The 20,278-nt window shown below is 66.3% G+C and carries 18 protein-coding genes; 2 read left to right on the forward strand and 16 right to left on the reverse strand.

What is annotated here, in order from left to right; translation table 11 throughout:
* Nucleotides 1-2 precede the first annotated feature (2 nt).
* From ACOQPE_RS14205 to ACOQPE_RS14220, 4 genes are all read right to left on the reverse strand, one after another.
* Nucleotides 3-1,067, reverse strand: a complete 1,065-nt coding sequence (locus ACOQPE_RS14205; protein WP_420609543.1) for a nuclear transport factor 2 family protein — start codon at nucleotides 1,065-1,067, stop codon at nucleotides 3-5.
* A gap of 3 nt (nucleotides 1,068-1,070) precedes the next feature.
* A complete protein-coding gene (locus tag ACOQPE_RS14210; RefSeq protein WP_420609544.1) occupies nucleotides 1,071-1,325 on the reverse strand; it encodes a trimethylamine methyltransferase family protein in 255 nt (84 codons plus the stop codon).
* A gap of 18 nt (nucleotides 1,326-1,343) precedes the next feature.
* Nucleotides 1,344-4,679: a bifunctional proline dehydrogenase/L-glutamate gamma-semialdehyde dehydrogenase gene (locus ACOQPE_RS14215; protein WP_420609545.1), complete on the reverse strand. Its 3,336-nt coding sequence runs from the start codon at nucleotides 4,677-4,679 to the stop codon at nucleotides 1,344-1,346.
* Between the two features lie 129 nt (nucleotides 4,680-4,808).
* Nucleotides 4,809-6,275, reverse strand: a complete 1,467-nt coding sequence (locus ACOQPE_RS14220) for an ABC transporter substrate-binding protein (protein WP_420609546.1) — start codon at nucleotides 6,273-6,275, stop codon at nucleotides 4,809-4,811.
* Nucleotides 6,276-6,416: 141 nt separating this feature from the next.
* Between ACOQPE_RS14220 and ACOQPE_RS14225 the strand changes: the two genes are divergently transcribed.
* Nucleotides 6,417-6,890: a MarR family winged helix-turn-helix transcriptional regulator gene (locus ACOQPE_RS14225; protein WP_420609547.1), complete on the forward strand. Its 474-nt coding sequence runs from the start codon at nucleotides 6,417-6,419 to the stop codon at nucleotides 6,888-6,890.
* Nucleotides 6,891-6,960: 70 nt separating this feature from the next.
* Here ACOQPE_RS14225 and ACOQPE_RS14230 read toward each other — a convergent pair whose 3' ends face one another.
* The 12 genes from ACOQPE_RS14230 to ACOQPE_RS14285 form a co-directional block, all read right to left on the reverse strand.
* Nucleotides 6,961-7,923 carry an ester cyclase gene (locus tag ACOQPE_RS14230; RefSeq protein WP_420609548.1) on the reverse strand — a complete coding sequence of 321 codons (963 nt, stop codon included), beginning with the start codon at nucleotides 7,921-7,923 and terminating at the stop codon, nucleotides 6,961-6,963.
* A 5-nt stretch (nucleotides 7,924-7,928) separates the two neighbouring features.
* A complete protein-coding gene (locus ACOQPE_RS14235) occupies nucleotides 7,929-8,087 on the reverse strand; it encodes a hypothetical protein (protein WP_420609549.1) in 159 nt (52 codons plus the stop codon).
* Nucleotides 8,088-8,096: 9 nt separating this feature from the next.
* A complete protein-coding gene (locus ACOQPE_RS14240; protein ID WP_419908532.1) occupies nucleotides 8,097-9,275 on the reverse strand; it encodes an ABC transporter ATP-binding protein in 1,179 nt (392 codons plus the stop codon).
* Nucleotides 9,275-9,841, reverse strand: coding sequence for an ester cyclase (locus tag ACOQPE_RS14245; protein WP_420609550.1), 567 nt, complete (start codon nucleotides 9,839-9,841; stop codon nucleotides 9,275-9,277). Before ACOQPE_RS14245 ends, ACOQPE_RS14240 begins: the two co-directional genes overlap by 1 nt.
* A 70-nt stretch (nucleotides 9,842-9,911) precedes the next feature.
* Nucleotides 9,912-11,141: a carbohydrate ABC transporter permease gene (locus ACOQPE_RS14250; protein WP_420609551.1), complete on the reverse strand. Its 1,230-nt coding sequence runs from the start codon at nucleotides 11,139-11,141 to the stop codon at nucleotides 9,912-9,914.
* 1 nt (nucleotide 11,142) lies between these two features.
* Entirely contained in the window at nucleotides 11,143-12,009 is an 867-nt protein-coding gene (locus ACOQPE_RS14255; protein ID WP_420609552.1) for a carbohydrate ABC transporter permease, read from the reverse strand.
* On the reverse strand, nucleotides 12,006-12,755 hold the full coding sequence (locus ACOQPE_RS14260) for an SDR family NAD(P)-dependent oxidoreductase (protein WP_420609553.1): 750 nt from the start codon (nucleotides 12,753-12,755) through the stop codon (nucleotides 12,006-12,008). Before ACOQPE_RS14260 ends, ACOQPE_RS14255 begins: the two co-directional genes overlap by 4 nt.
* Nucleotide 12,756: 1 nt before the next feature.
* Entirely contained in the window at nucleotides 12,757-14,040 is a 1,284-nt protein-coding gene (gene hisD / locus ACOQPE_RS14265; protein WP_420609554.1) for a histidinol dehydrogenase, read from the reverse strand.
* 127 nt (nucleotides 14,041-14,167) lie between these two features.
* Nucleotides 14,168-15,658 carry an ABC transporter substrate-binding protein gene (locus tag ACOQPE_RS14270; protein ID WP_420609555.1) on the reverse strand — a complete coding sequence of 497 codons (1,491 nt, stop codon included), beginning with the start codon at nucleotides 15,656-15,658 and terminating at the stop codon, nucleotides 14,168-14,170.
* A 46-nt stretch (nucleotides 15,659-15,704) separates the two neighbouring features.
* Entirely contained in the window at nucleotides 15,705-16,835 is a 1,131-nt protein-coding gene (locus ACOQPE_RS14275; RefSeq protein WP_420609556.1) for a hypothetical protein, read from the reverse strand.
* Nucleotides 16,832-17,851 (reverse strand): LacI family DNA-binding transcriptional regulator, encoded by a 1,020-nt coding sequence (locus ACOQPE_RS14280; RefSeq protein ID WP_420609557.1) that lies wholly within the window; start codon nucleotides 17,849-17,851, stop codon nucleotides 16,832-16,834. The genes ACOQPE_RS14275 and ACOQPE_RS14280 overlap by 4 nt, the downstream gene beginning before the upstream one ends.
* 84 nt (nucleotides 17,852-17,935) lie before the next feature.
* On the reverse strand, nucleotides 17,936-18,904 hold the full coding sequence (locus ACOQPE_RS14285; RefSeq protein ID WP_420611401.1) for an ester cyclase: 969 nt from the start codon (nucleotides 18,902-18,904) through the stop codon (nucleotides 17,936-17,938).
* A gap of 225 nt (nucleotides 18,905-19,129) precedes the next feature.
* On the opposite strand from ACOQPE_RS14285, the gene ACOQPE_RS14290 reads away from it, so the two are divergent.
* Nucleotides 19,130-20,221 carry a zinc-dependent alcohol dehydrogenase gene (locus ACOQPE_RS14290; RefSeq protein WP_420609558.1) on the forward strand — a complete coding sequence of 364 codons (1,092 nt, stop codon included), beginning with the start codon at nucleotides 19,130-19,132 and terminating at the stop codon, nucleotides 20,219-20,221.
* Nucleotides 20,222-20,278 lie beyond the last annotated feature (57 nt).

Below are 20,278 nucleotides of genomic sequence, written 5' to 3' on the forward strand. Positions count from 1 at the left end.
GGTCAGAACTCCTCGATGCCTAGGAGCTGGCGCATCCGTTCCAGGGGCCGCAGCCCTTGTTGGGCGAGCCAGTGCAGCAGGTCGATGAAGACCCAGTTGTCGGCCAGCTTGTCGCCCTCGCGCCGGTACACGTCCACCACGCGCATCTCTGCCGGTCCGCTGGCCGGCAGTCCCAGGTACCCGCCTCGCGGGCGGTTGGTGAGATTCGCCCAGCCGAACCAGGCGGCATAGCGGCCTTCGGCTATGCGGGCCACGTGGCCGTGGAACTCCTTGTCGCCCAATCCGAACCGGAATGGGTAGGAGTGCTGCTGCTGGTAACGGTCGATGGTGTACGACGATCCGATGCCGTCAGGCCCGATCCACAGCATGTCGGGGTGCCAGCAGCGTGCGAGCACCTCACGGGGCATTCGGTCTGAGCCCTGGTCGCGTGCGACCCGGTTTGCCTCGCCAAGGTCGCCTGCCATGCGCCCGACAAGTTCCAGAGTTGCCGCGGTTTCGTCGGGGTCCTGCGGTTCGGTCAGCACACCGTCCGCGGTGCGGGGACCGAAGTAGATGCCGGGCTGCCCGGTGGTCGGCGGCAGCGGGTACTGGCCTGCTTGGCGCATGACCGCTACCAGATCCAAGAACAGAGCCGACTCAGCGATGAGGTCGCCGTCGACCCGGCTGAACTCGACATAGCGGATCGGCGTCGCGCGGCGGGTCGGGGGGATGTCAAGCCAAGCGGCGTCGAACAGGCCGAGGAAGTGCCCCATGGAGCAGACCCAGGTGGTGGCGCCCCCGTCGGCATCGTTGTCGCCGGCCAGGAACACGTCCACGCGTCGCTGCAGTGGCGCCATCGCGGCGCGCAGCGGCGCCCAGAACACGTCAGCCACCGATTCTGCGCCGTGCTGCTCATAGAAGGGGTGCATCCCCCGCCACAGGAAACCCTCGGTCACGCTCGACGCCAGCACGTCGGTGATGTCACCTGCGGACGCGCCATCGTGACCGGGCCGACGCGCCAGCACACTGTCGAGACTTCGGTGATACTCCAGGACGACGGACTTTGCGCGCTGCAGGTGCTCGGCCATCGCTCAACCCTTCACGGCGCCGGCGCCGAGGCCCTTCACCAAGTGCTTCCGGAACAGGATGATAACGATCACGATCGGCAGCGTGATCGAGACCGCCGCCGCAGTACCACCGAGGCGGACCTGCGTGTGCTGAACACCGAAGAAATGTCCGCCGGGTCCGACCTCGCCGATCGTCTCGACCGCGAGCGTGGCGTCGTCGACGACAAATGGCAGGAGCCAGGTGGCGACCATGTTGATCAGGTCGGCATCAAGGACCATCTTCTCACCCGGCCTTCATCACCTGCGAACCTGGTGGGACAGGAGGTTGCCGTACCGGTGCGTCGTCTGGCTGACCGACTGTTCCCTCAGGTAGTGGAGCAGCTCGAGACGGCCGTTCGCCAGCACCGGGTCGTCGGCAACCTGGATCCCGAGGTCGTTGGCCGTGTCCCGGATGATCGGGGCGAGCGTCCCGATCACCCGCACCATGTCGGGCGGGGAACAGTCAAGCTGGGCAGCGAACTCGTCAGTTGTCTGGTCGGCCACGGTCGAGAGTGTGACGTCGACCCCGCAACGCTCAGCCGCGGCCAGCACCCGCTGGAGCGCGATTTCGCGGCACGGGTCCTCGACGCGGACCGCGACGCGTTCGAGGGGGCGGTAGCGAAAGCGGTTCGATTCGCAGAACAGGCCGGTCGGGTCGTGCTCCACGCCGAACTCTTCGGCCCAGGCAGCTGCATCGCTCTCGACTGCACCCCTCAGCCACGCTTGATCCTCCACGGCCGGGGCCATGGGAGACCATCGGCCGAGCTGTGCGACGTAGTTCGGCCCGCCAGCCTTGGCCCAGGGCCCGATAGTCGAGCGCTTCCATCCGCCGAAGGGTTGCCGCTGGACGATCGCACCGGTCGTTCCCCGGTTCACGTAGGCGTTGCCGACTTCCACGTTGTCGAGCCAGTAGTCGATCTCGGCTCGGTCCAGGCTGTGGAGACCACCGGTGAGCCCGAATTCGGTGCCGTTTTGGATCCGGACTGCGTCTTCAAGGCTGTCGGCGTGGATGAGTCCGAGCACGGGGCCGAAGCACTCGGTTTGGTGGAACCACGAGCCGGGCTGGACGTTCTCTCTGACGCCGGGCGTCCAGAAGCCCTTCGCCGTGCGCCGCGGCTCGACCAGCCACCGCTCTCCGGTGTCGAGCTTGGTGAGGGCGCGCAGCAGCTTGCCGGTGGGTTCGACGATGGTTGGTCCGACGGTGGTGGCGAGGTCGGTGGGAGGGCCGACGCGGAGGCTCGACGTCGCGTCGATCAGTTGGCGGCGGAACCGCTCGGAGTCGTAGACGTTCCCGACGCAGATGGCCAGGCTGGCCGCCGAGCACTTCTGCCCGGCATGGCCGAATGCCGAGTCGACGAGGTCAGCGACCGCGAGGTCGAGATCGGCGTTGGGCGTGATCACCATTGCGTTCTTGCCCGAGGTCTCGGCGAAGATCCGCAGGCCGGGCTTCCAGGAGCGGAACAGCTGCGCCGTCTCGTGCGCGCCCGTCAAGACAACGGCGTCGACGCTGGGGTGGGCGACCAGGTGGCGGCCTGTGTCGTTGTCGGGCACCCGCACAAATCGCAGCACATCCGCCGGGACGCCGGCGGCCCAACAGCTCTCGGCCACCAGCTCTGCGCAGCGGTGGGTCTCGGGTGCCGGTTTGAGGATGACTGCGTTTCCGGCCGCCAACGACGCCAAGACCCCACCGGCCGGGATGGCGACGGGGAAGTTCCACGGCGGGGCGACCAGCGCCACCCCGAGGGGCTCGAAGGTGACGTCGTCCTGTACGAGATCGAGGGCGCGGTCGCCGTAGTAGCGGGCAAAATCGACCGCCTCGGAGACCTCGGGGTCGGCCTGAGCGACGGTCTTGCGGGCCTCGTGCACCATGCACGACACGAGATCGCCTCGTCTGCGTTCGAGCTCGTGCGCCACCGCGTGGAGCACCGAGCGTCGTTCCTCGACACTTCGTGCGGCCCACCCACGTTGGGCGCCTCGCACGGATTCGAGGGTCGCGTCTATCTCGCCGACGTCATCGACCAAGGGTGCCCGAGGCGCGACGTCGGACGCCGCCAGTGCCCCGCTCAACCATTGCCGGTTCACCGCCAAGGCCGGGTCCGTGTCGGGCGCGTTCAGAAAGCCGGCGTCGGCCGCGATGGCTGTGGGCGGCGCGGTCCGGTCCTGACACCGGTTGGGTGTCGCGCTGGCGGTCCAGCGATCGCGGACAGCCCGGCGAAACCGCTCGGCTTCGGACTGGGCGGCTGCGCACCCCGGCTCCATGGTGAAGAGGTGGTGGATGAAGTTCTCGTCCGACGCGTTCTCTTCGAGGCGGCGGAACAAGTAGCTGATCGCCACGTCGAGCTCAGCGGCGGCGACGGCCGGCGTGTAGAGCAACATCCCGAAGGTGTCGGCCTGCAGCAGGCGGGCATGGGTCGGGGCCATGCCCTCCAACATCTCGAACTCGACTCGGTCGGTCACTGTCCGCTGTTCGGCGAGCAACTTCGCGAAGGCGACATCGAACAGGTTGTGACTGGCGACACCGACCTTCATTGCACCCAGCCGCTTCGGGTGGAGGAGCCAGTCGAGGCAGCGCTTGTAGTTAGCGTCTGTCTCGGCCTTGGTCGTGTATGGCGCCTGCTCCCAGCCGTGCATCGCGGCGTCGACCTGCTCCATGGCCAGATTCGCGCCCTTGACAAGCCGGACCTTGATCTTCCCGCCCCGCTGTCCATCGACATGTCGACCATGCCTTTCGGTGGCCCAGGCGGAGAGCTCCCGCAGCGCGTCGAAGGAATCCGGCAGGTACGCCTGGAGCACGACACCCGCGTCGACGCTGTGGAACCGCGGCTCGCTCAGGACCTCCGTGAACGCTCGGAGCGTCAGCTCGAGGTCGTGGTACTCCTCCATGTCGAGGTTGATGAACGTCGGCGGCGACGTGGCCTGAGCTTGCTCGAACAGCGGAGCGAGCGCCTCCACCACGCGGGCCACACACCCGTCGAAGTCCCATTCGTTGAGCTGGGAAACGACCGACGAGACCTTTACCGAGACATAGTCGACGTCGGGCTCAGTCAGCAGCCGCATCGCCTCGGCGTGACGGCGGGCCGCCTCCCGGTCACCGAGCACGGCCTCACCAAGGAGGTTCACGTTGAGTCGGAATCCCTCTCGGCGACGCTGACCCAAGTGGGCCCGCATCGACCCGCTTTCGGCATCGACGATCAGATGTCCGATCAACGCCCGCATCCGGCGCCGAGCCAACGGCATCACCAGCGACGGCAGGATCGGGCCGAGCCGTGCGCCAGCCCGTAACAACAGCCGGTCAAGTCGGGACAAGAAGCCGGGAAGCTCCTCGTCATCCACCAGCTGCGCGAGTTGATTCGCCGCGACCCGATCGTCCTCGGGCCGGATCACTCGGTCGACGAACCCCATCCCGAAACGCACGCCTGCTTTGTCGGCCACCACACCGGCAAGACGTCGAGCGGTGCGGCCCTCAGCTGCGGTCTCCGCGGCAGCAGCCCGACGGAGCCATTCGTCCACGAGTGCCACAGCGCGATCCGCCAGCGCGGTCAGATCCTCGACCTCCGACGGCACGTACTCTTCGCCGCTGCCCTGCTGCTCCATGACCTCAACACTCTCGGTGTCATTCGTCAGGGGGTCACACTCCTCCTCAACCGCTCGCGCCGGGCCAAGGGCGGATGAGGAGGAGTGGCCTCCCCGGGCGGTGCCTACCTGCCCGGGGAGGCCGGGGGATCAGAGCAGACCCTGCTCGGTGGCCTCCGCGATGTACGCCGCCTGAGCCGCTGCGAGAGCGTCTTCGGGCGACACGCCGTCGAGGATTGTGAGGAGCGCTTCGCCGATCTTGGCGCGAGCGATGCCAGCCGCCGGGTGCGGCGAGTCGGCACCCCGGCCTTCGACGAGGCTCGTCGCTGCGGCCAGCGCGTTGCGCGGCGCGTTCGGGTTGGTGGCATCTGCACGGGTGACGAGACCGAACTCGGCCGCAGCGTTCATGCTCTCGAGATCGGTAGCCGCGAGGATCGCCAGGAAGATCAGCTCCGGATCGACCCGGGTGTTCATCGGGATGGCGTAGCCGTCGATGTATGCCGGAGCGCCCCGGACACCACCAGGGGTCGAGCCGAGGGCCGGGGCGTACGCGATGTCGCCGACCACAGTCGACGCCTCGGGATCGTCCATGGCACCGGCACGCGACGCCCACAGGTAGCCGAGCGGGATCTCGGCGGTCTGCAGGCCGGCCTGCACGTCATCGACGCTGTACGAACCGTTGAGCGGCGAACACTCCTCGAGGATGCGGACGAGGATGTTGACAGCCTCGAGCGCCTCGGGCGTCTCCCAGTTGGTCGTGCCGTCGGGGTTGGTCGACCGGAGTCCGAGCGACGAGATCACGCTGTCGAAGTGGATGTACCAGCTCGACGGCGAGCTGAGCCGCATGCCGTAGGCGGTGTCGTAGCCGGCGTCCTGCAGGACCGGGCACAGGTCGAACAGTTCGTCGAACGTGTCGGGGACCTCGACGCCGAGCTCGTCGAAGATGGCCTGGTTGTAGAACGTGTGCAGCGTGTTCGACACCATCGGGATGGTGTAGATGTTGCCGTCGACCGAACCCATCTCGAGGAAGGCGGGGTCGACCTGGTCGAGGTCGAACTGATCGCGGTACTTCTCGATGAGATCGTTCAGCGGGTACAGGTAGCCCTGGTTGGCCAGCTCGCCGATCACGTTGTTCGAGGCCTGGATGATTTCGAAGTTTGGATTGCCGGTAGCGAGATCGAGGTTCATCTGCTCGGTCGCCTGGGCCGAGTCGAGGAACTGGACGTTGAAGGTGTAGTTGCCTTCAGCGCACTCCTCGAGCTCGTCGGCGTACTGCACGACGATCGGGAACTCCCAACCGATCACGTCGATCTCGACGTTCTCCTCGGGGTTCGGAATGGGACACTCGTCGGAGATGAGCGCCGGCTCCGCATCCTCTGCGGGCTCGTCGGCATCACCGTCGGCGGCATCACCGTCGTTGTCGGCACCCGCCCCGTCGTCGGCACCCGCGCCGTCGTCGGCATCACCGTCGTCGTCGGCACCGGCGTCCGAGGCCGGCGCAGCGTCGCCGGACATACTCGTGTCCTCGTCGTCATCGGAACCACACGCCGCGGCGATCAGCCCCAGGACGAGCAGAAGCGCAACCAGCATTCGCCAGGTTGCATTCTTGTTCTTCATCGGATTGCCTCTCCATTTGGCAACGTTTCATCCGGCCCGTTGCAAAGCCATCGAGTCGAAACTCGATCGGTTGAACATACTACAACGTTCAAGTAAAACTCAAGTATGACTTCCCCCCTTCTGACAAACGATGAAATGCTCGTGTGGCGATCGCTGATGATCCTCACGCGGCAGGGTCTGCCCCAACTCGAGCCCACCTTTCAACGCCGCGGGCTGATCGCCCTCGACTACAGCATCCTCGTTGCGGTCGCCGAGGAGCCAGAGGGCCGGATGAGCGCGGGCGAGCTCGCCGAGATCCTCGGGGTGACGCCGAGCCGGCTGAGCCATCGCCTCCGCAAGCGGGAGGCGGCCGGCGAGGTCACCCGCACGACCGCAGCGGCCGACGCCCGGAGAGTCACTATCGCGATCACCGACAAGGGCCGCGATATCGTCGCCCTGGTCACCGATCAGCACCGCGAGGACATCCGCCGGCTGGTGCTCGATCCGCTTGACGGACCCGAACAGACCGCCGAACTCGCCCGAGCGCTGGCCCGCATCGCCACCCGCATCACCGACCACCCGTACCTCACCCAGTACGTGCCGGAGACAGCGTCGTCACCCGAGCGGGCCGGCTGACCTCATTGGAGCCACGCCCGGTGGACGATCGCGGCGCGAGCAACTCCTTTTGCAGCGACCGAACCGTCGGTCACGGAAGGTTCTTGAGCAAGTCGACGCCGCACTGGGCGGCGAAGTCGATCAGGTCGATCAGGACCCAGTTCTCGTGGAGCTTGGGCCCACGGCGGACGTAGAAGTCCATGATGTTCTGGCCGATCGGACCACCCGTAGGCTCGATCCCCCGGAACGGCTCACCGGTGAAGTCGCCCCGCATACTCGGCCACCCGGTGAAGGCCGCCGTGAGGCCGTCGGCGAATCGAGCCTCGTGGAACCCGCCCCGCCGGTTCGGGAACGAACGCACGGAAGGCCCCTGGGCGAAGCGCTCGAACTCGTCGAACCCGTACGCCGAGCCGACCCCGTGCGGCCCGTGCCAGACCATGTCGTCGTGCCAGTACGCGGCCATTCCCATCGACTCGAGATCGCTGCCGTCGAGGCGGTTGCAGCCACCCAACATGTCCTCGACGAGGCGCAGTGTGAACTCGGACTCGGCCAAGTCGCTCACGCTTCGCGTGAGACCGTTGCCGAGGATGGGACCCGGCGGCAGATCGTTGCGCGCCGGAGGCTCGGGCAGCAGATGTATGCCGGCCTGCGCAGCGAATCCCACGATGTCGAACAGGATCCGGATCTCGACGATCTTGCCGTCCTCGATGCGGGCGAAGTCGCCGTAGCGCAACGACGCCGTGCGGCCCGAGGGTCGGATTCCGAACAGCTGGTGGGAGAACACCCCGGTGATGTGACCGGTGTGGGCGACCCACACTTCGTCGTCGTTGCAGATGCCACCCAGGAAGAGGTACGGCTCCCACCGTCGGTGGAGCAGCGCTTCGTCCAACGGCGCATGCACGGTCTCCCGCACCGCGGCGGCGCCGTCGAGTCGCCCGATCGGCGCAGGACCGTGGAACTCGACGTCAGGGTGAAGCGCGGTGCGATCGACGCCTGTGAACACATCCCAGATGAGCTGCTTGGCGGCCTGAACGTCCGCAACCCTCGGTGACACGGCGGCTACCGAAGCCACTCGTGGGCGTGAGGAGGGTTGGCCGCGTGAGTGTCGAGATCGACGTTGGCGCCTTGCTCGACCCTGAAGATGCCATCGGCGACGGCCTGATTGCGCGGAAGGGAACCGACGTGGGCGGTGAGGATCCGCTCGGTGCTCTGCTCCATCGTCTCGGTCTAGCCGCGTATCGCGAGATGCGTCGCCTTGTCGAAGAAGTGGAACTTCGCGGCGTTGATGTTGATCTGGATCGCGTCGCCGACGCGCGCCTCGGTGAGCGGGCTCAAGCGCGCGGTGCACCGCGAACTCGACTCGTCGCCGAGCTCGTCGAGCGCATCGGGATCGCCGCTGTCGACGTGGGTCGCATCGATGCTGAAGTGCATGAGCGTCTCCGCACCGAGCGCCTCGCGGACGTCGACGGTGGCCGAGATGCGCTGATCGGCCGGGTGGTCCGGTTGAACCGCAGCATCCTCGAGATCTTCGGGCCGGATGCCGACGACGATCGGCTGGCCGAGATGCCCGTGGAGCGCCGGGCGGGCGGCCACCGCCGACTCGGGCACGGCGACGGACTGGCTGCCGAGCTGCACGGTGTAACCCCCACTGGTGCCGTCCTGGCGCAGGACCCCTTCGTAGAGGTTCATCGACGGCGAGCCGATGAAGGCGGCGACAAACACGTTGTCGGGGTCGGCGTAGAGCTCCTCGGGGGCGGCGACCTGCTGGAGGTGACCGTCCTTGATCACGGCAACGCGGTCGCCCATCGTCATCGCCTCGACCTGGTCGTGTGTGACGTAGAAGGTCGTGACGCCGAGCTCGCGCTGGATCCCGGCGATGTCGGCTCGCATCTGAACTCGGAGTTTGGCGTCGAGGTTCGACAGCGGCTCGTCCATCAAGAACAGAGCCGGCCGGCGCACGATCGCACGACCCATGGCGACGCGCTGCCGCTGGCCACCCGACAACTGTGCCGGCTTCTTGTCGAGCTGCTCGGTGAGCTCGAGGATCTGCGCCGCCTCCTCCACCTGTTGGTGGAGGTCGCTCTTGCCGACCTTGCGCAGCTTGAGCGGGAACGCGATGTTCTCCCGCACCGTCATCTGCGGGTACAGCGCGTAGTTCTGGAACACCATCGCGATGTCGCGATCCTTGGGCTCGACCTCATTGACCCGGCGGTCGCCGACCTTCAGCTCACCATCACTGATGTCTTCCAGCCCGGCGATCATCCGCAGGGCGGTCGACTTGCCGCAGCCCGAGGGACCGACCAGGACCAGGAACTCGCCGTCGACGAGTTCGAGACTCAGGTCGGTGACGGCCTGGAAGCCGTTGGGGTAGATCTTGGTGACCCTGTCGAGAGTGACAGCAGCCATCACTGGCCTCCTTGGTGCTGGAGATCTTGTTGTTGTAGATGCGACGGAACGGCCGGCGTGCACTCGCCATGGTCGTAGGCCTCCCAGCCGTTCCCGTCGAAGATGTCGACGCCGAGCTGGGCGAGTACGTGAGGGAAGTCGACCATGACCCAGTTGTCGACGATCTTTCCGTCGACGACCTTCCAGAAGTCCATGTAGCGGACCTCGATCCGCTTACCGGTGGGCGCAACCCCCATGAACTCGCCGCCATGGGTGACTTCCTGACGGCCGAAGGCGGCGGCCCACTCCCCCATGTAGAGGCGGGCTTCGTCGATGCAGACCTTGTCGTGGAAGGCTGCCTGGAACGGCTTCTGCCAGTTGTTCTGGAACTCGCGCACGCCGTTCTTTGTGCCACAGCCGGTGTTGCCCATCCACCGGAACGACTCGGAGAAGAACTCGTCGATGTCGGGGACGCGATGGTCGTTGAGCCCGTCGACCATGCCCTCGATGACCGAGCGCGTCTCCTCGGTCTTCGCCAGATCGGTGTCGCGGCTGAGCACCGCCTGTTCGGGACGGTTGGTGGCCATCAGAGTTCCTCTCGTCCGGTGAGCTGCCGCAGGCGGGCCAGCACGTCGAGGGCCTGCAGGTCGGTCACGGCTAACCCTTCACCGCGCCAGCGCCCAAGCCCTTCACGAGGTGCTTCTGGAACAGGATGATCACGATCACGATCGGCAGGGTGATCGACACCGATGCCGCCGCCGCTTCGGTGATCGTTCTCGAACTCTCGCCACCGGTGAGCGACACGATCGCCACCGGCAACGTCCACTCGGTCGGGGCAAGCACTCGGACGAACAGGTACTCGTTGTAGGCGAGCAGCAGGGTGAACAGGCCGGTGGCGATGATCGCCGGCCACATGACCGGGATGATGACCTTGCGGAACGCCTCGAGGCGGGTGGCGCCGTCCATCATCGCCGCTTCCTCGAGCTCCTTCGGCACGTCCATGAAGAACGAGCGGAACATCCAGATCGTGAACGGCTGGTTGACAGCAACCAGCGCGAGGACGATGCCGAGTCGCGCGTCGAGTATCTGCAGCTCGTCGATGAACGGGAAGTTGATCAGGGGGAAGTCCCAGTCGGAGATCCCCTTGTCGCGCAGCCATTCGTCGATGCGGTTCGCACCGAAGAAGTACGGCAGCACGAAGGCTGTGCGCGGCAGGGCACGGAAGGCGAGCGCCACGATGAGGATCACCGCGCCGGAGATCCCCGAGTACCGGGCGAGGCCGTAGCCGGCGAGCAGGCCGATCGAGAGCGAGATGAGCATGGTGAGCACCGTGACGACGATGCTGTTGATCAGGAAGTCGTAGGTGTCCTCGGTCGCCCAGGCCCGGGGGAAGCGCCAGAGCCCGAACCACAGGGTGAACATCGCGCCGCCGATGAACCAGTTCTTGGCCGGCCAGTCGCGCGAGTACGCCAGGTATGCGACGAGCGCCATGACGGCGAGGTACCAGAACGTGGGCCAGATCTGGATGTCTTCGGCGATCACGAGCAGATGGACCCCGACGAGCCCCATCCAGGCGAGCAGCCAGGGCCGGCCGTCGGCGTTGCGTCTGGACATGAGCCCGAAGAACGCCGCGATGGCGGCGATCAGCACGATGAAGCCGAGCACGAACCACAGGCTGTGCTCGAGTTTCTTCTCGTCGAGCCAGAAGTTCCGATAGGCGTTGCCGGTGGTCTCATAACCCCAGAGCACCGGGGTCTTGGCGGCCACGTCGCGGGTGAACTTGATCGAGGTCTGGATCGTCCACAGGAACGGCAGGACACTCCAGACGACCAGCAGGATCAGGACACTGTGGAGACCGAACCGCGGGAGCAGGTTGGACTTCTTCATGTCAGTTCCTCTCCGCGATCTGGTCCTTGTAGCTGCGATACAAGAACGGGATGAGCACGACGAAGATGCCGATCACGGTGAGGATCGACATCGCGTTGCCCTTGCCGAGGCGGCCGATGTCGAACGCCGTGGCAGTGCGGACGTTGTAGACGGCGAGCGTGTGCGCGTCGGTGAACCGGTTGCCGGTCCAGACGAACACCTGGTCGTACACCCGGTACATGTCCATGATCGAGATCAGCGCCACGAACAGCACCAGGGTGCGCAGGTGCGGCAGGGTCACATGCCACAGCTGGCGCCAGAAGCCGGCGCCGTCGATCTGCGCCGCCTCGACGCGGTCCTCGGGGAGCGTCTGGAGGCCGGCGAAGAAGGTGATGAAGGCAAACGGTGTGACCGCCCACACCAGCTGGATGATGATCAGCCAGCGCACGTTGCCGGACGTGACCAGGAAAGGATCGTCGGTGATGCTCTCCCAGATCCATGCGATCAACCCGCCCCGCTCGAAGAGGTCTTTGTAGACGAGTGAGCCGACGACGGGCGTGACGACCATGGGCATGAGCAGGGCGGCCATGTAGATCGAGCGGACGCGCTTCACCCGGTCGAGCAGGAGCGCGATCGTCAAGCCGAGCACCAACTGGAGCGGGACCACGATGATGACGAGCAGGATCGTCCAGCGAGCCGCGCTCCAGAACTCCGGGTCGGAGAGGATGTCTCGATAGTTGCCGAACCCGATGAACACCGGGTTCTGAAGATCGCGCAACGTCAGCCGCTGGAACCCGAGCCAGATCGTTGCGAGCAGCGGGACGACCATCAGTGTGAGCATCACGGCGACGCTCGGAACGGTGAACCCCCAGAATGTTCGTTTGTTCATCCACTCCCCCTTCCCAGGGGCCGTCCGCCATCGACCGGGATCACCGCCCCGGTTGTGAACGGGAGGTCGGCGACGACGGCGGACACGGCGGCCGCGACGTCGTCGCCGGTTGCCAGTCGGTTGAGCGGGGTGGCGTCTCGCTGCACGTCAATGAACTCCGCCGGCATGCGAGCGGCGTACTCGCCGAGAACCCAGCCCGGCGACACGGACACGACCCGGATCGTCGGCCCCAGGGCCCGCCCAAGAGAGCGGGTCATCGAATCGAGGGCAGCCTTGGAGGCGCAGTAGGCGACGTTGGAGCCCATCCCTGTGACGGCCGCAACCGAGCTGATGTTGACGATCACCGGATCGACCGACTTCTCGAGGGCGGGCCTGAGCGCCCGGACGACGGCGAAGGGTCCGCGCCAGTTGGTGGCGAAGATTCGGTCGATGGTCTCGTCGGTGAGGCCGTCGAGGTCGTCGTGGGCCACTGGTTGGGTGACGCCTGCGCAGTTGACCAGCACGTCGAGGCGACCGTGGTCGGCATCGATCGAAGCGGCGAGCGCATCGATCGATGCCGGGTCGTCGACCGCGACACGAACGGCGCGATGGCTGGGCCCGTCGAGCTCGGCCGCGAGCGCAGCGGCACGCTCGGCCGACGAGAGGTAGCCGACGAGTACGGTCAGACCATCGGACGCGAGCCGGCGGCAGATGGCGGAGCCGATCCCACCGGACCCTCCGGTGACGAGCGCGAGGCGCGTGCTCACGTCAGGCCGGCTGCCCCGAGTAACGCTCGACGCGGATGTCGGCCTGAGCCTGGTGGCCGGCGAAGTTCTCGATGGCGCACAGACGGCTGCAGTACTCGCCGATCAGGACGGACGATGCCGGATCGGTGACCCGCTGGTAGGTCACGGTCTTGATGAACTTCCCGACCCAGAGGCCGCCGGTGTAGCGAGCAGCACCCTGGGTGGGGAGGGTGTGGTTGGTGCCGATGACCTTGTCGCCGTAGCTGACGTTGGTCATGGGCCCGAGGAACAGCGCGCCGTAGTTGACCATGTTCGCGAGGAAGAAGTCGTCGTTGTCGGTCATCACCTGCACGTGCTCGAAGGCGAGCTCGTTCGCGAGATCGAGCATCTCCTGGTGAGAGTTGCAGACGATGACCCGGCCGTAGTCGTCCCACGCGACCGACGCGATGTCGGCCGTGGGCAGCGTCTGGAGCTGGCGTTCGACCTCGGTCATCGTGTCGAGTCCGAGCTGTCGGCTGGTGGTGAGCATGACCGCCGGAGAGGTGGGCCCGTGTTCCGCCTGACCGAGGAGGTCGGTCGCACACATCTCGGCGTCGACGGTGTGGTCGGTGAGCAGGAGCGTTTCGGTGGGTCCGGCAGGGAGGTCGATGCCGACCCGGCCGTAGAGCTGACGCTTGGCCTCGGCCACGAACGCGTTGCCCGGCCCGACCAGAACGTCGACGGGGTCGACGAACTCGGTGCCCAGAGCGAGGGAGGCGACGGCCTGGATGCCGCCGAGAAGGTAGATCTCGTCGGCGCCGGCAAGGTGCATGGCGGTGACGGTCTCGGCGGGGACGGCGCCATTGATCGGCGGGGTGCAGGCAGCCACGCGAGGCACGCCTGCCACCTTGGCGGTAAGGACGCTCATGTGTGCCGAGGCCACCATCGGGTAGCGGCCGCCGGGTACGTACGCGCCCACATTCTGGACCGGGATGTGTTTGTGGCCGAGGGTGACCCCCGGGAGGGTCTCGATCTCGGTCTCGAGCATCGAGTCAAGCTGGGCCTGGGCGAAGTTCCGGATCTGGGTCTGGGCGAATCGGATGTCGTCGACCGTGCCGGGGTCGACGCTCGCCACGGTCTCCTCGATCTGTTCCGCTGAGAGCCTGAACCGCTCGGGCTTCCAGTCGTCGAACTGGGCCGACAGCTCGCGTACCGCGGCCTCACCGCGCTCGGCGATGTCGTTGATGATCGAGCGAACCTGCTCGGCGAGGGCCTGGTCGGTGCCGTGGGCCCCCTTCTTCTTCGCGTCCTTGAGGATCTCAGCCATAGTTCCTGGGGGTTTGGGTGGGGTCGTGACTCAAGGCGGGGATTGTCTCCCGCTCCCGCTGCCCTGGGGCGACACCGCAACACGGTGCCGCCCCAGATGCACGGAGGGAACGTGACGAGCTGCCGGCCTAGTTGAGCAGCCCCTGATCGCCTGCTTCGGCGAGGTATGCAGCCTCAGCGGCGGCCAGCGCCTCTTCGACCGGCGTGCCGTCGAGAATCGTGATCAGCGCCTCGCCCAGCTTCGCCCGGGCGATGCCTGCTGCGGGGTGTGTGAGGTCAGCACCACGGCCGTTGACGAGGCTTGCCTGCGCAGCGGCAGCGTCACGCGGTCCGTTGGGATGACTCACCCCGTTGCGGGTGACCAGGCCGAACTCGGCCGCAGCCTGCATGCTCTCCAAGTCAGTCGCTGCGAGCATCGCAAGGAAGATCGCCTCGACTTTGTCGGCAGGCGTTCCGACGGGAATGCCCCAGCCGTCGATGTAGGCAGGCGCAGCCAGGATGCCGCTGCCGATGCCCAGCGCCGGAGCGAACTCGATCTCTCCCACGACGGTGGATGCCTCGGGATCGTCCATGGCTGCTGCACGCGATGCCCATGTGTGGCCCAGGATCGCCTCTCGGGTCTGGAAAGCCGCTTGCACATCGTCGGTGCTGTAGGAGCTGGCGATACCCGGAGCGCACTCGTCCACCATCCGCTTGAGGGTCGTGGCCGCAGCAACTCCCTCAGGGCTGTTGAAGTTCGGCGCGCCCGTCTGCGGATCGACCGGCGAGACGCCCATCGAACCGAGGACCGAGTCGAACTCGATCTGCCAGGCCCAGCCTGCCGACAGCATGTAGAGGAAGCCGATGTCGTAGCCCGAATCGATGATCGCCCGGCACGTCTGGAATGCCTCATCGAACGTTGTCGGCACCGACAGGCCGAGCTCTTCCATCGCGGGCTTGTTGTAGAAGACGTGCATGGTGTTCGACACCATCGGCACGGCGTAGATCTGGTCGCCGATCGAGGCCATGCGCCAGAACGCCTCATCGATCTCATCGAGGTCGAACTGGTCGCTGTACTTGGCGACCAGATCGTTGAGCGGCATCAGGAAGCCCTGGTTGGCCAGCTCGCCGATGAACGCATTGGAGCCTTGGTACAGCTCGAAGGTGGGCGAACCGGTCGCTGCGTCCTGCGTCATGGCGGTGCGCGCCTCGACGCTGTCGAGGAACTGCAGATTGAAGCGGTAGTTGCCCGCCTCGCAGTCCTCGAGCTCATCGGCGTACTGGGTGATGATCGGGAACTCCCAGCCGATCGCGTCGATCTCGATGACCTCGGACGGATTCGGGATCGGGCACTCGTCGGAGATCAGCTCGGTCTCCATCATGTCGCCTTCGTCCATGGACTCGTCGTCCATCGAATCGTCGGCAGAGTCGTCGTCCATCGAGTCGTCGGCAGAGTCGTCGTCCATGGAGTCGTCGTCCATGTCGTCATCGGCGGCGGAGTCGGCGACCGTTGCCGCCGTCTGCGACTCTCCGCTGTCGGCATCGCCGTCGCCGTCATCGCCGCCACACGCTGCAGCCAGCAGCACGAACGCGAGAAGCACGGCGATGAGCCGCCATGCCTTCCCCTTGGTAGTAGTCATGAGGTTCCCTCCTGGGTTATGCATGCGAACAGGAACCAAAGGGGGCTCAGAACCCGGTTCCCAACAACTCGAGCGGCGCGACATAACCGGCCGCGTCGAGACCGAAGCCCGCATCGGCGGCGCGCGCCAGCGTTCCTGCAGGCCATCCGACCCTGCTGGGGCTGTCACCGCCGGTGACGATCACCGCACGTGCCGGCGCCGTGCCGACATTGCGCAGATCCCGCCAAGCAGATGCGGGGATAGATGCGAGTGAGCCCGCGACGGGCCGCGTGGAGACTTCCTGCGCCGGCTCGTTGAGCGCGACTTCCCAGCCATCGTCGATGAGGAGCACCACTTGGCTGTCGCTGTGGCGATGAAGGCCCGTCGATGCCCCCGGAGCCGCCCGAAGCCACTCGACTGCAAATCCGTGCGGGGTGCAGATCGGCGGTCGGCTGCGTCGATCTTGGGACAGCCCGTACCCGATGACAGGCGCGAGCTCCACTGAGTGCTGTGCGCCGAGCACGGCCGACAGGAACGCCTCTTGCGACCAGTTCAAACGATCAGGCGACACCAGGCGATCATCAAGCTCTGCCTGGCTGTAACTGTCGATGTTTGCGAGCTGGCTGTCGCTGAGCGGTTCCAGCAGTTCGGAAGGGACATCGCCGTTGCGGGCATCGACGAGCGAGTTGTCGCGCCCGAGATACATGCCGGTCTCAGCAGCCTCTCGCAGCACCTCCGGCTCCCAGATGATCCCGCCGGTGTCGTCGCCTCCGAGCACCACGAACAGGAACCCGTCATCGGGGCCGGTGTTCTCGAATCCGCGGAATACCCAGGTCGGCGCCGAGAAAATGGCATCAGGCGTGAGCTCGACGGATTGCTCACGCTTCCTGCCGACGTCGATCCGCCAGCTGCCCCTGGTGCAGATGAACACCTCAGGCGTGTAGTGCAAGTGGGCGTTGTTGTAGACGCCGTGCGGCATGGTGGCAGCGCCGACGTTGAAGCCGTGGGGCTCGGCGATGCTGATGTGCTGATCGGCGTTCTGGGACACGCCGGGGCCGACGAACGAATAGCTGGCCTTGCCTTTGGATCTCTCGATACGGACATCCACAAAGGCCTCGGTGTCAGCCACGAAGTCCTGCGGCTCAAGCACCCGTGCCGCCAACTCGGCGCCGTCAACGGTCGGCCCGGATGCGGTCATCGGTCGCTGCGCTTCGTCGTTCGGCCGATGCGCAGGTGGCCATCCACGACGACGTCGGTAGGCCGCGATGCCGATGTCGTGTCGACGAGCAGTTCGGCAGCATGCCGTGCGAGCAGATCCGTCGGCTGCACGAGCGTCGTCAGGTCGATGCCGGCCCACGCGGCCTGCGGCAGTCCATCGAATCCGGTGACGGCCATGTCGTCAGGGATCCGGATACCCCGCGATTCCAATCCATCTATGACGCCGAACGCCACCTCGTCGCTGCCGACCATGACGGCGTCCGGTGCGAGTCGGGCGATGCGTTCGGCGCAGCCGTACCCCGCGTCGTAACTGAACGCGCCCGCCTCGATGTATGGCAAGGCCACTCCGTGGTCGCCCATCTCCCTGGCCGCTCCCCGATAGCGGGCTTGATCGGTGGAGATCGACGACACGCCGCCGACGAAGACCGCTGTCCGGCAGCCCTGGTCAACGAGGTGGGACGCCAGCAAGCGGCAGCCGCTCTCATTGTCGACTGACACCGACGACACCAAGCCAGATGCAGCCGGCTGATTGAACGCCACGGTGGGGCTCGACTGGCGACGCATGGCGCTGAGCTGGTCTGGTCGGATGCTTGCTGAGGCCAGCAGCAGCCCGCTGACGCGGTATTGGCGAACGATGTCGAGCACATCGTCGACCTCACCTGGGTCGGTGAAGCTGAAGAGCAAGAGTTGACGCCCGCGTGCAGCGAGCTCCCGAGTCACCGCCGACAGAACGTTCTGCCAGTACTCGCCGTACGCCGGCACCACTGCACCCACCACGTTGCTCTGCTGCGACTTGAGGCTGCGGGCGAAGGCGTTGGGGACATAGCCGAGCCGTGCGGCAGCCTCGCTGACCCGCTCTCGAGTTCCTTCGGACACCAAGTGCGGGGCCGAGAAGGTGCGCGCCACCGTGGCCTGGGACACGCCCGCCTCGATGGCGACATCGGTGGAGGTCGCCGGCCGCGTCCCGCCGCCAGGAACCTCTGTCCCCCCCGCCATGCGCCGAATCCTATGAATACGTAGTCATTGCGTCAACAGCAACCGGTTGCAGCGCTCTGGCCTGCACCTTTCGGAATGAAGCCCTCAGCCGGTGTGCAGGAGAACCTGTTTCCACACCGCCGTGTCGTCGATCAACACCCATTCGCGCAAAACACCGTCGGGTCCGAATTCGCAGTGACTGATGCCCATGACGTGCACGTCAGCACCGCTGGGGGCACCGAAACGCCCCTCGCCGTCATGGGTGCCATCGAGCGACCAGCGAATGGCTGCACGCGGCGGACGGTCAGCGTCGCGGCGACCGATCCGATGGTGGATGGTGAAGCGTGCCGACGGGAACGACGACGTCAGGCCAAGCCAGAAGCTGTCGGCGCCGCTCCTTCCATGATCGGTGATGCCGCCGGGCAATTCGAGGTGAGCGGCGCGGTCGTACTCGGTACTGATGGCAGCCAGATCCCCTGTCATGATGCGGCCGAGCAGTTCGGCATACCGCACGCCATCGGGTTGATCATTGCCCGTCCCGCCGTAGCGACCAGTGACGTCGAGTGCCGGGCAGAAAGGTCGGGCCGCATGTTCGTGCCCGCCTTCCACCTCGATCTGGCTGGCCGCGTAGCTCTTTGGCTCGATGCCGAGGTTGCGCACGATGGCGCCTTGATCTCGGATCAGCCACTCGTCGTAGATCTGCCCATCCCGCGCTGCACAGTCCGCAATGATCCGGTACTTCAGTCGGGCGCCCGTGGCTGGGCCGTAGATCCCATCGCCAAGATGAGTGGCCGTGGACAGGATCCGATGCGACGACAGGAAACCGCCGTCGGGGTCGTCGCACCAGATGACATCCTCGCCGAGCAGTTGACGGTCGGGAAATTCCGCGAGCGTGGCGAGCGTGGCGCCAATGACTGTCTGATTGCCGACCACAACACCTGAGGGTGACCGGACAACGACGTCATCGCTGTAGAAGCGATTGAGGGTGTGCACGCCTCGGCGTTCCCAGATGGTCTCGGTGACGCCCAGGATGAAGTCGCGAGGATCACGAAACTCCTCGCCGAATCCCTCCATGCCCATGTTGTGACTCCTCGCCTGGCCGCAACGATTCCGATAGGGAAGGCTGATGCCCGATGCGGTACTGCATACGTAACCATCGTGAACGACGGTCGGCAACTTCGCACTCTGCGCTCAGGCAGCGACTGCACCAGCGACAACACTCACGAACTCGTGCAATAGCGTGATGCCGGGCCGGCGGCACGCCGCGCGGCCCGTCGCACCACCCTTGGAGCCGCTGGCATGACCTCTGCAACTGGGCTCGTGCTCACCGAACCGCGATCCTTTCAGCAGCGCAGCTTCGAGCTGCCTGACGTCGGCGCAGACGACGGACTGTTGCGGATCGAGGCGTGCGGGCTGTGCGGCACCGACCATGAGCAGTACACCGGGCACATCACCAACCGGCATGCGTTCATCCCCGGGCACGAGGTGATCGGCGTGGTGGAGGAACTGGGCGATGCTGCCGCTGAGCGCTGGGGTGTGAACGCGGGGCAACGGGTGGCGGTCGAAGTGTTCCTGTCGTGTCGGGAATGCGAGCAGTGCCGATTGGGGCTGTACCGGCGGTGCGAACGCAACGGGCTGGCCACGATGGTCGGCTTCACCGACGCCGACACGCCGCCGGGTCTCGGCGGCGGGTACGCCTCGCACTTATACCTCCGGCCCGACTCGATGCTGATGGCTGTGCCCGACGAGCTCGACCCGGTCACCGCCACGCTGTTCAACCCGCTGGGCGCCGGGATCCGCTGGGCGGTGGAGATCCCCGATACCCAGCCTGGCGATGTGGTGGCCATCTTGGGCCCAGGCGTGCGCGGTCTGTGCTCGGCAGCAGCAGCGAAGGAAGCAGGCGCCGGCTTCGTGATGGTGACCGGCTTGGGCGAACGTGATGCCGAACGTCTCGCGCTCGCCCCAGCGTTCGGTGCCGACCTAGCAGTGGATGTCGCCGAGACCGACCCCAACCGTGCGCTGCGTGACGCCGTCGGCGCCAAGGCCGACGTCGTCATCGACGTCACGGCCAAGGCACCCGCCGCTCTCGCACAGGCGGTCCAGCTTGCCCGGCCAGGCGGCACGATCGTGCTTGCGGGTACCCGCGGCTCGCCCGAGACGCCCGGCTTCGATCCCGATCACATCGTCTACAAGGAGCTGCGCATCTTCGGTGCGCTGGGCGTCGACGTGACTGCCTACCGCCAGGCGCTCGACCTGCTGGTGTCGGGCCGCTACCCGTTCGCGGACTTGCCGCGCCAGGTAGCGGGTTTCGACGACCTCGAGCCCCTCATCCAGACGCTCGCCGGCGAACGCCCTGGGGTTCCGCCCGTTCACGGCGTCTTCGCGCCATGAACCATCAAACACAGCACGGCGTCTTCGCGCCATGAACCAGCACACACAGCGTGGCGT

The sequence above is a fragment of the Candidatus Poriferisodalis sp. genome, assembly GCF_965219595.1.
Classification (GTDB): domain Bacteria; phylum Actinomycetota; class Acidimicrobiia; order Acidimicrobiales; family Poriferisodalaceae; genus Poriferisodalis.

Coding starts and splice junctions, on each gene's coding strand:
- ACOQPE_RS14215 (WP_420609545.1), bottom strand. CDS start 4,679: ATGGAGCAGCAGGGCAGCGGCGAAGAGTACGTGCCGTCGGAGGTCGAG.
- ACOQPE_RS14255 (WP_420609552.1), bottom strand. CDS start 12,009: ATGAACAAACGAACATTCTGGGGGTTCACCGTTCCGAGCGTCGCCGTG.
- ACOQPE_RS14275 (WP_420609556.1), bottom strand. CDS start 16,835: ATGACCGCATCCGGGCCGACCGTTGACGGCGCCGAGTTGGCGGCACGG.
- ACOQPE_RS14290 (WP_420609558.1), top strand. CDS start 19,130: ATGACCTCTGCAACTGGGCTCGTGCTCACCGAACCGCGATCCTTTCAG.
- hisD (WP_420609554.1), bottom strand. CDS start 14,040: ATGGCTGAGATCCTCAAGGACGCGAAGAAGAAGGGGGCCCACGGCACC.
- ACOQPE_RS14205 (WP_420609543.1), bottom strand. CDS start 1,067: ATGGCCGAGCACCTGCAGCGCGCAAAGTCCGTCGTCCTGGAGTATCAC.
- ACOQPE_RS14280 (WP_420609557.1), bottom strand. CDS start 17,851: ATGGCGGGGGGGACAGAGGTTCCTGGCGGCGGGACGCGGCCGGCGACC.
- ACOQPE_RS14270 (WP_420609555.1), bottom strand. CDS start 15,658: ATGACTACTACCAAGGGGAAGGCATGGCGGCTCATCGCCGTGCTTCTC.
- ACOQPE_RS14235 (WP_420609549.1), bottom strand. CDS start 8,087: ATGGAGCAGAGCACCGAGCGGATCCTCACCGCCCACGTCGGTTCCCTT.
- ACOQPE_RS14240 (WP_419908532.1), bottom strand. CDS start 9,275: ATGGCTGCTGTCACTCTCGACAGGGTCACCAAGATCTACCCCAACGGC.
- ACOQPE_RS14210 (WP_420609544.1), bottom strand. CDS start 1,325: ATGGTCCTTGATGCCGACCTGATCAACATGGTCGCCACCTGGCTCCTG.
- ACOQPE_RS14220 (WP_420609546.1), bottom strand. CDS start 6,275: ATGAAGAACAAGAATGCAACCTGGCGAATGCTGGTTGCGCTTCTGCTC.
- ACOQPE_RS14250 (WP_420609551.1), bottom strand. CDS start 11,141: ATGAAGAAGTCCAACCTGCTCCCGCGGTTCGGTCTCCACAGTGTCCTG.
- ACOQPE_RS14245 (WP_420609550.1), bottom strand. CDS start 9,841: ATGGCCACCAACCGTCCCGAACAGGCGGTGCTCAGCCGCGACACCGAT.
- ACOQPE_RS14285 (WP_420611401.1), bottom strand. CDS start 18,904: ATGGAGGGATTCGGCGAGGAGTTTCGTGATCCTCGCGACTTCATCCTG.